Origin of the sequence: Halorubellus sp. JP-L1 (assembly GCF_011440375.1) — an archaeon.
In the GTDB taxonomy this organism is placed as follows: domain Archaea; phylum Halobacteriota; class Halobacteria; order Halobacteriales; family Natrialbaceae; genus Halorubellus.
The window spans coordinates 743,075-757,655 of the sequence record NZ_JAAOIR010000001.1; the positions used below are offsets into that span (position 1 = coordinate 743,075).

The following is a 14,581-nucleotide window of genomic DNA, read 5'->3' on the forward strand; positions in this document are numbered from 1 at the left end:
CGCGCCGGGGTCCATTGGAGGACCACACCGCCCGAGCGACCGCGGTGCTCGCTCGCTCAGTCGTCGTCGGCGTCGACCGCGTCGGCCGCGCCGGTCGCCGCGGGCAGGACGTCGACGCTCGCGACGTTGTCGCCGTCGTCGAGGTCCATGATGGTGACGCCCATCGTGTTCCGGCCGACGAGACTGACGTCGGCGGCGTGCGTGACCATGATCTGGCCGCGGTCACTCATCACGACGAGGTCGTCGTCGTCCGCGACCGCCTTCACGCTCGTCACGCGCCCGTTGCGTTCGTTTGTCTTGATGTCGATGAGGCCCTTCCCGTACCGGCCCTGCTGGCGGTAGTTCGAGAGGCGCGTGCGCTTCCCGTAGCCGTTCTCCGTGACGGTGAGGAGACTCTTCTCGTCGTCGTGGTCGGTCGCGACGAGCCCCGCGACGCGGTCGTCGCCCTCGAGGTCGATGCCGCGGACGCCCCTGGCGTTCCGACCCATCGTCCGCACCTCCTGCTCGTCGAACCGGATCGTCATCCCGTCCTCGGTCGCGACGACGAGGTCCTTCGAGCCGTCGGTCACCTCCACGTCGACGAGCGCGTCGTCCTCGCCGAGGTCCGCGGCGATGATGCCCGTCGTCAGGATGTTCGAGAAGTCCTCGCCGGTCGTCCGCTTGACGTACCCGTTCTTCGTGACCATCGTCACGCACTCCTCGGCCTCGAAGTCGTCGGTCGTCACGACCGCCGTGATCTCCTCGCCGTCGTCGAGCTTCAGGAGGTTGACCGCGGACTTGCCGCGCGCGGTCCGGGAGACCTCCGGGATCTCGTAGGTCTTCAGGCGATAGACCTGCCCGTGATTCGTGAACGCGAGCACGTAGTCGTGCGTGTTCGCGCGGAACACCTTCGACACGCTGTCGCCTTCCTTGACGTCCGCGCCGATGATGCCCTTCCCGCCGCGGTTCTGCGCGTCGAACTGGTCGACGGGCATCCGCTTCACGTAGTCGTCCTCCGTCACGACCACGACGACCTCCTCCTCGGGGATGAGGTCCTCGTGAGTCACCGTCCCGGTGTCCTCGACGAAGCTCGTCCGTCGGTCGTCGTCGTACTCGTCCTTGACGGCCTCGAGTTCGTCCACGATGACCGACAGGAGCTTCTCCTCGCTCCCGAGCACGGACTCGAGGTACTCGATGGTGTCCATGACGTCCTCGTACTCGGACTCGATCTCGGCGCGCTCCATGGACGTCAGCGACCCGAGCTGCATCCGGACGATGTGCTCGGCTTGCGCCTCGCTGAAGTCGTACGCCGAGCGGAGGTTCTCCTTCGCGCTGTCGCGGTCCTCGCTGTCCTGGATGCGGTCGACGACGTCGTCGATGTTGTCCAGCGCCTTCAGTCGGCCCTCGAGGATGTGCGCGCGATCCTCGGCCTCGTCGAGCTCGAACTGCGAGCGCCGCGTCACGACCTCCTTGCGGTGCTCGACGTAGTGCTCGAGGGTCTCCTTCAGACTCAGGACCTGGGGCTGACCGTCGACGAGCGCGAGGTTGATGACGCCGAACGTCTTCTCGAGGTGATGCTCGAGGAGCTTGTTCTCGACGACGTCGGCGTTCGCGCCGCGCTTCAGTTCGATGACGACGCGCACGCCGTTCCGGTCGGACTCGTCGCGGAGGTCCGTGATCCCCTCGATCTTGCCCTCGTTCACGTCGTCGGCGATGCGCTCGACCATCCGCGCCTTGTTCTCCTGGAACGGGAGCTCGGTCACGATGATGCGCTCCCGCCCGTTCTTCCACTCCTCGACCTCGTACTCTGCGCGAACGCGCAGTCGGCCACGGCCCGTCGCGTACGCCTTCCGGACCGCGTTCTTCCCCACGATGTTCGCGCCCGTCGGGAAGTCCGGCCCCTTCACGTGCTCCATGAGGTCCGTCACGTCGCAGTCGGGGTTCTCGATGAGGTCGATCGTCGCGTCGACGACCTCCCCGAGGTTGTGCGGCGGAATCTTCGTCGACATCCCGACCGCGATCCCCGTACTCCCGTTCACGAGGAGGTTCGGGTACGCGGCAGGGAGGACGTCCGGCTCCGTCAGGCGGTCGTCGTAGTTCGGCGTGAAGTCGACCGTGTCCTTCTCGATGTCCGCGAGCAACTCCTCGGCGATCGGCGCCATCCGCGCCTCCGTGTACCGCATCGCCGCCGCCGGGTCGCCGTCCATCGACCCGAAGTTCCCCTGACCGTCGACGAGCGGGTACCGCATCGAGAAGTCCTGGGCCATCCCGACGAGCGTGTCGTAGATCGCCTGGTCCCCGTGCGGGTGGTAGTCACCCATCGTCTCCCCGACGATCGAGGAACTCTTCCGGTGCGAGGAGCGCGGGGAGACGCCCATCTCGTGCATCGCGTACAGGATCCGGCGATGCACGGGCTTCAGGCCGTCGCGGACGTCCGGGAGCGCGCGACCCGCGATGACGCTCATCGCGTAGTCGATGTAGCTCTGCTCCATCTCGTCCTCGATGCGGACGTGCTTCACGCGGTCGGCCGGAACGTCGGGGTCGTCGGCTGGTTCCGAACTCATATGTCCACCCACTCCGCCTCGGCGGCGTGATCCTTGATGAACTGCTTGCGCGGCCCGACGGCGTCACCCATCAGCACCGAGAACATCTTGTCCGCCGCCGCCGCGTCCTCGATCGTGATCTGCTTCAGCACGCGGTTGTCCGGGTCCATCGTCGTGTCCCAGAGCTGCTGGGGGTTCATCTCCCCGAGGCCCTTGAACCGCTGGACCTGCGTCGGGTTCCCGTTGCACTTCTCCTCGACGACGCGCTCGCGCTCGGCCTCCGTCATCACGTCGTACGTGTTCCCGTTGTACCGAATGCGGTACAGCGGCGGCTGGGCCGCGTACACGTACCCCGCCTCGACGAGCGGTCGCATGTAGCGGTAGAACAACGTCAGGAGGAGCGTGCGGATGTGCGCACCGTCGACGTCGGCGTCGCACATGAAGATGATCTTCTCGTACCTGGCGTTGTCCACGTCGAACTCGTCGCCGACGCCCGTCCCGAGTGCCGTGATCATGCTCCGGATCTCCTCGTTCTCAAGCACGCGGTCGAGCCGATGCTTCTCGACGTTCAGGATCTTCCCGCCGAGGGGAAGGATCGCCTGGAACTCGGGGTTCCGACCCTGCTTCGCGCTCCCGCCCGCGGAGTCGCCCTCGACGATGAACAGCTCCGCCTCGGAGGGGTCCTTCGTCTGGCAGTCCGCGAGCTTCCCGGGGAGACTGGTCGAATCCAGCGCGGACTTGCGTCGAGTGAGCTCCTCGGCCTTCTTCGCGGCCTTGCGCGCCTTCGCCGCCTCGACGGCCTTCGAGACGATGACCTTCGCCGTGCTCGGGTTCTCCTCGAAGTACGTATCGAGGTTCTCGTGCATCGCGGACTCGACGACCCCGCGTACCTCGCCGTTCCCGAGCTTCGTCTTCGTCTGCCCCTCGAACTGCGGGTCCGGGTGCTTGATGGAGATGACCGCCGTGAGCCCCTCGCGGATGTCCTCGCCCTTGAGGTTCTCGTCCAGGTCCCCGAGCATCCCCTGGTCCGTCGCGTAGTCGTTCACGACGCGCGTGAGCGCGGTCTTGAACCCCGTGAGGTGCGTACCGCCCTCGCGCGTGTTGATGTTGTTCGCGAACGCGTGGATCGACCCCTGGAGTTCGTCGGTCGCCTGCATCGCGACCTCGACCTGGATGACGCCGTCGTCGACGGCCTCCTCGTCGTCGAAGTAGATGATGTCGTCGTGCAGCGGCGTCTTCGTCTCGTTGAGGTACTCGACGAACTCGCGGATGCCGCCCTCGTACTCGAACGTCTCGCCGCTCTCGTCGCGTTCGTCGGACAGCGAGATGGCGACGCCGGAGTTCAGGAACGCCAGCTCTCGCAGCCGGTTCGCGAGCGTCGAGTACTTGTACTCGGTCGCGTCGAAGATGTCGGTGTCCGGCCAGAACTGGATGCTCGTCCCGTTGTCCTCGTCGGCACGCATGTCGCGGACGCGCTCCATGTCGCCCTGCGGTTCGCCGCGCTCGAACGCGTGCCGCCAGACGACGCCCTCGCGCTTGACTTCGACCTCGAGGCGTTCGGCGAGCGCGTTCACGACGCTCACCCCGACGCCGTGCAGGCCACCCGAGACCTGGTAGGACTTGTTGTCGAACTTCCCACCCGCGTGGAGGACGGTCATGATGACCTCGAGGGCCGGCCGGTCGTACTCCTCGTGCGTGTCCACGGGGATGCCGCGGCCGTCGTCGCTGACGGTGATCGAGCCGTCCTCGTGGATGGACACGTCGATGGTGTCGCAGTGCCCGGCCAGGGCCTCGTCGATGGAGTTGTCCACCACCTCGTACACCAGGTGGTGCAACCCTCTAGAGTCTGTAGAGCCGATGTACATCGCCGGACGCTTCCGAACGGCCTCCAGGCCCTCGAGGACCTGGATTTGCCCGGCGCTGTAGTCACTTTCCTCGGACATGTAATACCTGCTCTCGCATAGACGACTGCTACTGATAAAAGTACCGTGTGCGCGCTCGCCCACGCGCGTGGGAGTCAGCGTTCGAACGCCACGCAGGGAGCCGGTTCCGTACGATGCGCGCCGACGGCAATCTGGCCCGGGGTCGCCGGTCGCCACGACGGACGCTCGTCGTTCTCGACATCTGACGTGTCGGGGCGCCAGGTACCAGTAGTCGACGAGCGGGCGCCTCGTTCATCGAGCGACGACCTGCGACTCGAGTCCGCGTCCCCGCCCGCCCGATTCGCGATCGCCGCGTCGTACGTTTCACTTTCACCGAGGTAGGGAACGGCTTTTAATCCCCGAGGGGGTAAGGGCAGTCACAGAATGACCTCGTTCCAGTCGTCACTCGGCGAAGACGAGGGGATGGCCGCGGAGCTCGCGGAGAACCAGCGCGCCATCTCCATCGCCGAGTTCTTCGAGAAGAACAAGCAGATGCTCGGGTTCAACTCGGGCGCCAGGGCGCTCGTCACGGCCGTCAAGGAGGCCGTCGACAACGCGCTCGACGCGACCGAGGAAGCCGGGCACCTCCCCGACATCTACGTCGAGATCGAGGAGGCCGGGGACTACTACCGGCTCGTCGTCGAGGACAACGGACCGGGCATCACGCGAGAACAGATCCCGAAGATATTCGGGAAACTCCTGTACGGGAGCCGGTTCCACGCCCGGGAGCAAGCGCGCGGCCAGCAAGGGATCGGGATCTCTGCCGCCGTCCTGTACTCCCAGCTCACCTCCGGGAAGCCGGCGAAGGTGACGAGTCGCACGCAGGGCAGCGACACCGCGCAGTACTTCGAGCTCGTCATCGACACGGACACGAACGAGCCCGAGATCCGCGACGAGGGCACGACGTCCTGGGACCGCCCGCACGGGACGCGCATCGAACTGGAGATGGAGGGGAACATGCGCGCTCGCCAGCAGCTCCACGACTACGTGAAGCACACGGCGGTCGTGAACCCGCACGCGAGACTCGAGTTGAAGGAGCCCCGCGAGCACTTCAAGTTCGAGCGCGCGACCGACGAGCTCCCCGCGGAGACCGAGGAGATCAAACCTCACCCCCACGGGGTCGAGCTCGGGAACGTCCTGAAGATGCTGTCGGCGACGGACTCGCACTCGGTGTCGGGGTTCCTCCAGAACGAGTTCACGCGCGTCGGGAAGAAGACCGCCGACAAGGTGATCGACGAGTTCCGCGACCGCCACTACGGCCGGGAGATGTCGTGGACGCCGCCTCGTGCCCACGAGGACGGCGACGTCGCGCGTGCGGTGTCGGGAGCGGTGTCGAACAAGGGCGCGGACGCGACGGCGGCGTTCGCGGACGCGGTCGCGAAGCGCGTCGACGAGATGGACCGCGTCGCCTACCAACACGTCGAGCGGTTCGTCGCCGAGGAGGCGAACGCGGTCGAGGCCGATCACGGGAAGAACTTCGGGAAGACCGTGCGCGAGAACGCCGTCGAGGCGGCGTGGCGCGCGATCACGGGGTTCGACCCGGACGAGCCCGATCAGGCCGCGAACGAGCGCCTGATCTCGGACGCGTTCGCGCTCGCCGACGAGGCGACGTCGACGCGGAAGGACGACGAGACGATCCGCGCGTTCGCCGAGCGGCTCGCGGCGAAGTTCGTCCCGGAGCCCGAGGACGCGGACGCGTGGCGCGGTCGATTCACGCGCGACGACGTCCGCGAGTTCGTCGACCGGTCGGCGGACATGACGGAGGACCGCGAGGACGCGACGTTCGGCGACACGGCGCGCGAGAACGTCACGGACGCGTTCTGGCGCGTGATGCGGACGGTGAGCGACGACCCGCCGCTCGCTCGCGAGCTCGCCGAGGACCGCGACGCGACCAGCAAGCTGGTTGCGGGGATGCGAGCGACGGACATCATCGCCCCGCCGACGTCGTGTCTCTCCCCGATCTCGGCGGAGCTCGTCGAGGCCGGGCTGCGAAAGGAGTACGACGCGGAGTTCTACTCGGCGTCGTCGCGGGACGCGGAGGTCCACGCCGGCGACCCGTTCGTCGTCGAGGCCGGGATCGCGTACGGCGGCGAGATCGAGGCGGAGGGACAGGCGGACCTCTTGCGGTACGCGAACCGCGTACCGCTCGTGTACAAGCGCGGCGGCTGCGCGATCACGGAGACCATCAAGGGCATCGGGTGGCGGAACTACAACCTCGACCAGCCCGGCGGCACCGGGGTCCCGACCGGGCCGGCGGTGATCATGGTGCACGTCGCGTCGACGAACGTGCCGTTCACGAGCGAGTCGAAGGACGCGGTTGCGAGCGTCGAGGAGATCGAGGACGAGATCGAGCTCGCGGTGCGGGAGGCCGCTCGCGAACTGAAGTCCTACCTGAACAAGCAGCAGTCGATGCGGAAGCGAAAGCAGAAGCAGAACGTCCTCGGGGAGATCCTCCCCGTCATGGCCCAGAAGGTCTCGGACGTGACGGGGCGGCCGAACCCGGACATCGGGGACGCCCTGGCGCGCATCATGAACAACGTCCTCGTCGAGCGCGACGTGGTGGCGGACGGTGACGAGCAGACGGTGACGGTCGTCGTGGAGAACCACTCGGACCGGAACGAGTCGCCGGACGTGACGGACATCGTGGACAGCGAGCCCCGCGACGTGACCGACGGGGCGACCGTCGTGGAGATGGACGGCGAGTGGTTCGTGAAGTGGTCGCCGGACGTGCCGGCGGGCGAGGAGGCTCGCCTCACGTATACGGTCGAGACGGACGCGACCCTGGACCTGTCGGTGTCGGCGGTCGAGGGACCGAAGCTGACGGTGAGTGACTGACAATGAGTGACGCTACAGATTCGAACGCGATGGCCCGCGAGAAGCTCGTGGACCTGGCGGCGGAGTTCTACGACCAGTTCGAGCGCGGGGAGATCCCGGAGATGACGCTCCCGACGCGCACGAAGAGCAACATCGTGTTCGACGAGGACAAGCACGTCTGGGTGTACGGCGACCGGACGTCGACGCGGTCGGCGAACTCGGTGCGTGGCGCGCGGAAGCTCCTGAAGGCGGCGTACACGATCGAGTTCCTCGCGCGCCAGCTCGAGGAGGACCGCTCGTCGACGCTGCGTGAACTCTACTACCTGTCGGAGTCCTGGGACAACGAGGAGGCGCAGTTCAACGGGCAGGACGAGTCGAACAAGCTCGTGGAGGACCTGGAGATCGTGAGCGACGTGAAGCGCGAGGACTTCCACATGCGGCCCGAGGAGTCCGGCGCGACGCTCATCGGCCCGCTCGAACTCCGCGAGCAGACGCGTCGCGGGGAGCGCGTCATCCACTGCCAGAAGGACGTCGGCGAGGGCGGGTACCAGATCCCGAACAACCCGGACACGATCGAGTTCCTCGACCACGACATCGACTTCGTGCTCGCGGTGGAGACCGGTGGGATGCGGGACCGCCTCGTGGAGAACGGGTTCGACACGGAGTACAACTGCCTCGTCGTCCACCTGAAGGGCCAGCCGGCGAGAGCGACGCGGCGCATCACGAAGCGACTGCACGACGAACTCGGGCTACCGGTCGTGGTGTTCACTGACAGCGACCCGTGGTCGTACCGCATCTTCGGGTCGGTGTCCTACGGCTCCATCAAGTCCGCGCACCTCTCGGAGTACCTGGCGACGCCGGAGGCGGAGTTCGTCGGCATCCGGCCCGAGGACATCGTCGAGTACGACCTCCCGACGGACCCCCTAAGCGACTCGGACGTGAACGCGCTGGAGAGCGAACTGGACGACCCGCGGTTCCAGGACGAGTTCTGGACCGAACAGATCGAACTCCAGCTCGACATCGAGAAGAAAGCCGAGCAGCAGGCGCTCGCCGCCCGCGGCCTGGACTTCGTGACGGACACCTACCTGCCGTCTCGGCTCGACGACATGGACGTCATCTGAAGCCCCCGCGAAGACGCCCCCACCCGCTACTTCGTCTCTCTCAGCACGCTCTCTCACCGATCGCGCTCGCCACCGAACCACAGCACGAAAACGGCGACCTCGTGGTCGCCGTATGCTCCGCAGTCAGTTAGTCCTCGTCGAGTTCGACCGCGACGCCCCGGTCGTCGAGCTCGTCCGCGAATGCCGCGGAGTCGGTTTCGAGCGCGGCGAACGTGTTGTAGTGGATGGGGACGACGAGGTCCGGCGCCATGGCTTCGGCGAGGTCGGCGGCCTCGTGACGATCCATCGTGAAGCTCCCGCCGATGGGCGGACAGAAGACGTCGACGTCGAGTTCGGCGTGGCCGTCGAGGACGTCCGTGTCGCCCGGCCAGAACACGGTCGTGTCGTCGAGCGTGAGGAGGAACCCGCAGCCGCGGCCCTCGGGGTGGTATGGGTCGCCGTTCGGCCGCGTGTGGCCGTCGGGCGTGTTGTACGCAGGGACGGTCCGGACGATGGGTTCGCCGACCGCGAAGTCGGCTTCGGCGTCCACCCAGCGGACGTCGACGTCGAGGTCGACCGGGCGGTCGTCGACGCGGTCGATGCGGTGCGTGTTCAGGCCGTCGAAGACGACGAGCGTCGCGTCCTCGCCCGCGACGCGCCGGATGCCGTCTGGGTCGTAGTGGTGGTCGTGCGTGACGCAGACGACGTCGCCGTCCTCGGGGCGGTAGTCGGTCGCTGGCGGGTGCGCGACGCCGGGCGTGTCGGGCGTCCACTCGCCGGTGAGGACGCCGTAGCGGCCGGGGTCGACGTAGACGACGGCGTCGTCGCTGGCGATGCGGAGCGTCGCGTACCCGAGCCAGTCGAGTTCGAGGGAGTCGTGCGAGACGGTCATGCACGCCAGTAGTCGGGTCGGGAGGATAGACGTGTCGAACGCCGACGCGAGGACGCAGGCGCCAGTCGACCGGTGACTCCGCCAGGACTCAGGCGGTCTGGGGTCCTGGCTCCGTCCAGGAGACGCGCGTCGTGGCGTCGAGCACCTCGACGACGTCGGTCAGGTCGACGAACGACAGGTCGAACGCTGCGGCGACGACGGCGCCGGCGACGTGCACGTCGGCGGCCGCGGCGGGATCGTCGTACCCGAACGCGACGCCGGCGTGGCCGTCCATCACGACTTCCAGGTCGCGTTCGTGCACGAACGCCTCGACGCGCTCGCGGACGTCGTCCGCGACGTCCGCGACGTAGTGGACGCCGTCGACGTACTCGTACCGTCCCGCCGGCCCGTCGTGGACCACCACCCGAGCGCAGTCGGCGAAGCTGTCGCGATCGAGGTGCCGCGCGAACGCGCGTTCGAGCCTGCGTGCGGCCGTGCGGTGCGGGCTGCGGTCGGTGTCGACGCGCTCGTCCCCCGGCGAGCGCGAGTCGACGAAATCCCCCGGACTCATGCGTCTATAGGTATGAACGCCGGCAGCGGACCACATTATGATTGTGGCCGTGTCCGGTGGTCGCTCACGCCGTGGTACGGTCGTCCCCGACGGGTCGTTCAGTCCTCGACGAGTCGTTCAGTCCTCGACGAGTCGTTCAGTCCTCGACGAGCCGGTCGACGCGAGCCAGGTCGTCCGCGTCCGCGGGCGCTTTGTCCTCGCGGACGGCGACGAACCGCGGGAACCGGAGCGCGTACCCCGACTCCGAGGTCGGCGACGCCTGGATCTCCTCGTAGCCGACCTCGAAGACGACCGCGGGGTCGAACGTCACCGTCTGGCCGTCCTCGGTCCGGACGTGCTCGCGGAGGCGCTCGGTGAGCGAGTCGAGTTCCGCGTCCGTGATCCCGGTCGCGACGTTCCCGATCGTCGCGTACCGCGACCCGTCGCTTGCGTCCGCACGACCGTCCCCGGCGTCCCCACGACCGTCGTCGTCGGGGACGCGCACGCTCACCTCGAACGTCCCGAAGACGTTCGCACGGCGGCCTTCGCCCCACTCCGCGCCCGTGACGACGACGTCGAGCGTCTCCACGTCGGGCTTGCGCTTCAGCCACTCCTGGCCGCGCTTGCCCGCGGAGTACGTCGAGTCCGGGTCCTTGAGCATGATGCCCTCGTGGCCCTCATCGAGCACCGCCGCCTCGAACGCGTCGATCTTGTCGGGGTCGTACATCACGGCGTACGTCGCACTCGCGCCGTCCATCGCGTGCTCCAGACGCCGCCGGCGGTCCTGGAGCGGCGCGTCGAGCAGGTCCGTGCCGTCGTGGTGCAGGCAGTCGAACGCACGCAGTTCCACGGCGACGTCCTCGCGAGCCGCCGCGACGTCGTGCTTCCGGCGGAACCGCTCGAGCACGCGCTGGAACGGCAGGACGTCGCCGTCGTCGACCGCGATCACCTCGCCGTCGAGGATGACGGGTACGTCCACGGTCGCCCGCACGTAGTCGACGATCTCCGGGAGCGCCGCCGTGACGTCCTCCATGTTCCGCGAGAACAGCCGCGTCTCCCCGCGCGGGTCGTGGTGGACCTGGACGCGCGCGCCGTCGTACTTCGTCTCCACCGCGACGCCGTCCCACGACTTGACGACGTCCATGACCGCACCCGCCTGCGCGAGCATCGCCTGCACCGGCCGTCCCACCTCCAGTTCCATCCGTTCCAGGCCCTCTCGGCCCTCCTCGCGCGCGACCTCCGCGACGCGCCCGCAGTCGTTCGAGACCTGGAGCGCGCGCTCGACCGCCGCCACCGCGTCCGCGGGCGGCCGCTCGACCGCCGCCGGAGTCGAGTCCTCGGCCGCTCCTCCAGCCTCGTCGGCTCCCTCGTCTTCGCCGGCACCCTCGTCTTCGTCGCCTCCCTCGTCGTCGTCTTCGTCGTCGTCCCCTCCCTCGTCCCCGTCGCCCGTCGCGGCAGCGTCAGCGAGCGTGAGTTGCTCGACCCCGCCGTCGTCAGCGTCCGCATTTGCGTCGTCGTCTTCGGTCCCAGCGCCGCCGGCCGCTGCCTCCGTGGCGTCGGGCGCGCTCGGCCAGTCGTCGGCGAGGAACGCGCCGGCGATGGCGTCGCGGACGGTGCCCTCGCCGACGCCGATGCGCATCTCCGCGAGCACGAGGCGCGCGAGGAATCGTGCTTCGGTCGGGTTCGCGCGGTTGAACAGGCCGAACAGGCGGTCGCGTCGATTGCCCTCGCTTCCGCTGCCCGTGGCGGCCGCCATCGCCTCGAACTCCGCGCCGACCTCGGCGACGGTGAGGTCCTCGCTGCCGCCCGCGCCGAACGCGCTCAGTCCCTGCTGGCCACCCAACTCCAGCGAGGCGGCGACCGCGCCGATCTCGCCGACGTCCGCGAGGCGGTCCTCGACGTCGTCAGCGTCGACGTTCGGGTCGGCGGCGCGCGCGAGCGCCTCGTGACACAGCGACGGCCCGACCGCGAGCGTCCGGTCGTCCCACGCCGGGAACGGACGGCCCTGCACGTATCGTGCGACCGTCGCCAGGTCGTCGTCGGCGTCCGCGAACAGCTCTGCGACGGCCGCGACGACCGCGAGGTCCGCGTCGGTCTCCTCGATTGCCCGTGCCCGGTCGGCGAACGCGGCGAACTCCATCGCACCCCTCTACAAACGGGGGGTCAAAAAGCATCGCGGCTTCGAGTGACCCACTGCGGCGGCACCGGAGCCCCACGACTGGAGCGTGATTGGACTTTTGTCCTCGGCGCTGCTATCGCCCTGCATGAAGGACGAGGCGGAGATCCGCGAGCAGTACGAGTTCCTCACCGAGCAACTGGAGGACGAGAACATGAACCACGAAGGCGTCAGGCAGATGTTCACGTACTACAAGCGCGCGATCGGCTGGGTACTGGACGAAGAGCACATGTGACCGCTTTCCGAGAGTACGGGCTGTCGCGAGAGTGAGCCGTTGCGGGAGCGAGCCGTTGCGGGAGCGAGCCGTCGCCCCGCGAGTCAGAACTGGTAGCGGCGGTCGCCGTCGTCGGTCGGGTACGTCGCCCCGCCCGTCATCTCGTCGTAGGTCATCCCCGAGAGGTACTCGTCGTACGTGACGTCGTAGTTCGCGCGCAGGTGGAAGTCGAGCTTCCCGGTCTCGACGGTCGTCTGGAAGAGCGCGTGCACGGCGCGTTCCAGGAGCGCGCTCGTTTCGTCGTTGTCGAACGCGGCGGCGAGCATCGCGAGCTCGGTGCGCGCTTCCGCGTCGAGGTGGAACGTCTCGGTCTCGAGGTCGTCCGCGGTCTCGGCCACGTCGTCGGCGAGGTCGTCGAGCGTCATGCCCCGTAGTGGGTGCGCGGGACGCCTACGCCTTTCGCCTCGGCGACGGAGTCGCAAGCGTTCGCAGGCGCGAGCGCGTTCGCAGTCCAAGCCGCGATCGCGATCGCCCAGATGGCGCCCCGAGACCGGCACGCCCTTGTCCGTCGATTCCCGAATCTGGACCGATGACGGCAGGCAACGGCGGCGACGCCGCTGGCGAACGCGACGCGGAAGCTCCAGGCGACGGCGAACGCGACGCGGATTCGGGAACGGCGACCGAGGGCGACGCGTGGGCGCTCCCGGACGACGTGGACGCGGTGCGGGCGGCGCTCGTCGAGTGGTACGAGGCCGACCACCGCGACTACCCGTGGCGTCGCACCGACGACGCCTACGAGATTCTCGTCTCCGAGGTGATGAGCCAGCAGACCCAGCTCGACCGCGTCGTCGACGCCTGGGCGGACTTCCTCGACGAGTGGCCGGACGTCGACGCGCTCGCGGCCGCCGACCGCGGCGACGTCGTCGGGTTCTGGACGAGTCACTCCCTGGGGTACAACAACCGCGCGAAGTACCTGCACGAGGCCGCCCAGCAGGTAGTTTCCGAGCACGACGGCGAGTTCCCGGCGACGCCCGACGGCCTCCAGGAACTGATGGGCGTCGGCCCGTACACCGCGAACGCGGTCGCGAGCTTCGCGTTCAATCAGGGAGATGCGGTCGTGGACACGAACGTCAAGCGCGTGCTGTACCGAGCGTTCGACGTGCCGGACGACGACGACGCGTTCGAGGCGGCGGCCAGCGAGCTGATGCCCGCGGGCGAGTCCCGGGTGTGGAACAACGCCATCATGGAGCTCGGCGGCGTGGCGTGCGAGAAGACGCCGAGTTGCGACGAGGCCGGGTGTCCGTGGCGGACGTGGTGTCACGCGTACGAGACCGGGGACTTCACCGCGCCCGACGTCCCGACCCAGCCGAGCTTCGAGGGGAGTCGCCGCCAGTTCCGCGGGCGCGTCGTGAACGTCCTCGGCGAGCACGGCGAGCTCGCGCTCGACGAACTCGGCCCACGGATCCGCGTCGACTACGTGCCCGGCGAGGCCGACGGAGATGGGGGAGCCGGCGGAACGTACGGTCGCGACTGGCTCCACGGCCTCCTCGCGGACCTCGACGACGACGGCCTCGTCGACCTCCGGACGGACGGCGACCAGGTGACCGCGCACCTCGCTCGTTGAGCGCCGGTCGACAGCGGGTACGAGACCGCCGTCGGCGCCGCCAACGATTAGTCCTCGCTCCGTGACGACGGGAATATGACGTCGCTCGAGGGGCCGAGAGGCACGCCCGTTCAGAGCGAGCACGACCCGGACGCGACGCTGCTCCCGGAGACGCCACCGGGGTACGCCGACCCCGTCGAGTTCCGGTATCCGCTCGTCGGCCTCGTCGCCCTCGTCGCCGCCCTCACCGTCTTCTCGCTGGCCCTCTTCGGGTGGCTGCTGTACGTCGCGCAGGGGCCGGACGCGCTCGCGGCCGCGGTCGCCATCGAGGAGACCGCCGATAGCGTGACGTTCACGACCGATCTCGGCGTGCTCGCGCTCGCACTCCTCTTCGGCGTCGGTGCCGTCACCGCGCTCCACGAGTTCGTGCACGGGCTCGCGTATCGGTTGCTCGGTTACGAAGTGTCCTACGGCGTCCTCGTCGGAATGGGCGCGTTCTACGCCGCCGCCTTCCACCAGTTCCAGCGCCGGGACCACAACCTCCTCGTCGGTGCCGCCCCGCTCGTCGTCATCGACGCCATCCTGGTCGCAGCCCTGTTCGTTCCGAACCCGACGGTGGCGTTCGTCGCGTTCGTCGGCCTCCTGTTCAATACCACCGGTGCCGCGGGCGACCTCTACCTCGTCGCGACGCTCCTCCGGATGCCCGGCGACGTCCTCCTCTACGACAGCGACGCGCGGCACAGCTACGTCTTCTACCGGGGCGGGGGCGAGGACGAGAACCGGCAGACGCGACGGTCGTGACCTGTGAC

Annotated in this window: 11 protein-coding genes; 5 read left to right on the forward strand and 6 right to left on the reverse strand. The window is 68.4% G+C overall.

The window, feature by feature from the left end:
• Positions 1-56: 56 nt before the first annotated feature.
• Both gyrA and gyrB read right to left on the reverse strand, forming a co-directional pair.
• Positions 57-2,543: a DNA gyrase subunit A gene (gene gyrA / locus G9C85_RS03805; protein WP_166037067.1), complete on the reverse strand. Its 2,487-nt coding sequence runs from the start codon at positions 2,541-2,543 to the stop codon at positions 57-59.
• The gene (gene gyrB / locus G9C85_RS03810; RefSeq protein ID WP_166037069.1) at positions 2,540-4,465 is read right to left on the reverse strand and encodes a DNA topoisomerase (ATP-hydrolyzing) subunit B; all 1,926 of its coding nucleotides are present in this window, start codon (positions 4,463-4,465) and stop codon (positions 2,540-2,542) included. The genes gyrA and gyrB overlap by 4 nt, the downstream gene beginning before the upstream one ends.
• 363 nt (positions 4,466-4,828) lie before the next feature.
• Between gyrB and G9C85_RS03815 the strand changes: the two genes are divergently transcribed.
• Positions 4,829-7,279 (forward strand): DNA topoisomerase VI subunit B, encoded by a 2,451-nt coding sequence (locus G9C85_RS03815; RefSeq protein WP_166037071.1) that lies wholly within the window; start codon positions 4,829-4,831, stop codon positions 7,277-7,279.
• A 2-nt stretch (positions 7,280-7,281) separates the two neighbouring features.
• On the forward strand, positions 7,282-8,379 hold the full coding sequence (locus G9C85_RS03820; protein WP_166037073.1) for a DNA topoisomerase IV subunit A: 1,098 nt from the start codon (positions 7,282-7,284) through the stop codon (positions 8,377-8,379).
• 127 nt (positions 8,380-8,506) lie between these two features.
• On the opposite strand, the gene G9C85_RS03825 is transcribed toward G9C85_RS03820, so the two are convergent.
• The 3 genes from G9C85_RS03825 to G9C85_RS03835 form a co-directional block, all read right to left on the reverse strand.
• Entirely contained in the window at positions 8,507-9,250 is a 744-nt protein-coding gene (locus G9C85_RS03825; RefSeq protein WP_166037075.1) for an MBL fold metallo-hydrolase, read from the reverse strand.
• Positions 9,251-9,338: 88 nt separating this feature from the next.
• A complete protein-coding gene (locus G9C85_RS03830) occupies positions 9,339-9,800 on the reverse strand; it encodes a hypothetical protein (protein ID WP_166037077.1) in 462 nt (153 codons plus the stop codon).
• Positions 9,801-9,936: 136 nt separating this feature from the next.
• Positions 9,937-11,919, reverse strand: coding sequence for an ATP-dependent DNA ligase (locus G9C85_RS03835; protein WP_166037079.1), 1,983 nt, complete (start codon positions 11,917-11,919; stop codon positions 9,937-9,939).
• A 124-nt stretch (positions 11,920-12,043) separates the two neighbouring features.
• Between G9C85_RS03835 and G9C85_RS03840 the strand changes: the two genes are divergently transcribed.
• Positions 12,044-12,190, forward strand: a complete 147-nt coding sequence (locus G9C85_RS03840) for a hypothetical protein (protein ID WP_166037081.1) — start codon at positions 12,044-12,046, stop codon at positions 12,188-12,190.
• 83 nt (positions 12,191-12,273) lie between these two features.
• On the opposite strand, the gene G9C85_RS03845 is transcribed toward G9C85_RS03840, so the two are convergent.
• Positions 12,274-12,594 (reverse strand): hypothetical protein, encoded by a 321-nt coding sequence (locus tag G9C85_RS03845; RefSeq protein WP_166037082.1) that lies wholly within the window; start codon positions 12,592-12,594, stop codon positions 12,274-12,276.
• Positions 12,595-12,758: 164 nt separating this feature from the next.
• On the opposite strand from G9C85_RS03845, the gene G9C85_RS03850 reads away from it, so the two are divergent.
• Both G9C85_RS03850 and G9C85_RS03855 read left to right on the forward strand, forming a co-directional pair.
• Positions 12,759-13,793 carry an A/G-specific adenine glycosylase gene (locus G9C85_RS03850; protein WP_166037084.1) on the forward strand — a complete coding sequence of 345 codons (1,035 nt, stop codon included), beginning with the start codon at positions 12,759-12,761 and terminating at the stop codon, positions 13,791-13,793.
• Positions 13,794-13,868: 75 nt separating this feature from the next.
• Positions 13,869-14,573 (forward strand): DUF3267 domain-containing protein, encoded by a 705-nt coding sequence (locus G9C85_RS03855; RefSeq protein ID WP_166037086.1) that lies wholly within the window; start codon positions 13,869-13,871, stop codon positions 14,571-14,573.
• The last annotated feature ends 8 nt before the right edge of the window (positions 14,574-14,581 follow it).

Coding starts and splice junctions, on each gene's coding strand:
- G9C85_RS03820 (WP_166037073.1), top strand. CDS start 7,282: ATGAGTGACGCTACAGATTCGAACGCGATGGCCCGCGAGAAGCTCGTG.
- gyrA (WP_166037067.1), bottom strand. CDS start 2,543: ATGAGTTCGGAACCAGCCGACGACCCCGACGTTCCGGCCGACCGCGTG.
- G9C85_RS03825 (WP_166037075.1), bottom strand. CDS start 9,250: ATGACCGTCTCGCACGACTCCCTCGAACTCGACTGGCTCGGGTACGCG.
- G9C85_RS03815 (WP_166037071.1), top strand. CDS start 4,829: ATGACCTCGTTCCAGTCGTCACTCGGCGAAGACGAGGGGATGGCCGCG.
- G9C85_RS03845 (WP_166037082.1), bottom strand. CDS start 12,594: ATGACGCTCGACGACCTCGCCGACGACGTGGCCGAGACCGCGGACGAC.
- G9C85_RS03830 (WP_166037077.1), bottom strand. CDS start 9,800: ATGAGTCCGGGGGATTTCGTCGACTCGCGCTCGCCGGGGGACGAGCGC.
- G9C85_RS03835 (WP_166037079.1), bottom strand. CDS start 11,919: ATGGAGTTCGCCGCGTTCGCCGACCGGGCACGGGCAATCGAGGAGACC.
- G9C85_RS03850 (WP_166037084.1), top strand. CDS start 12,759: ATGACGGCAGGCAACGGCGGCGACGCCGCTGGCGAACGCGACGCGGAA.
- G9C85_RS03840 (WP_166037081.1), top strand. CDS start 12,044: ATGAAGGACGAGGCGGAGATCCGCGAGCAGTACGAGTTCCTCACCGAG.
- G9C85_RS03855 (WP_166037086.1), top strand. CDS start 13,869: ATGACGTCGCTCGAGGGGCCGAGAGGCACGCCCGTTCAGAGCGAGCAC.
- gyrB (WP_166037069.1), bottom strand. CDS start 4,465: ATGTCCGAGGAAAGTGACTACAGCGCCGGGCAAATCCAGGTCCTCGAG.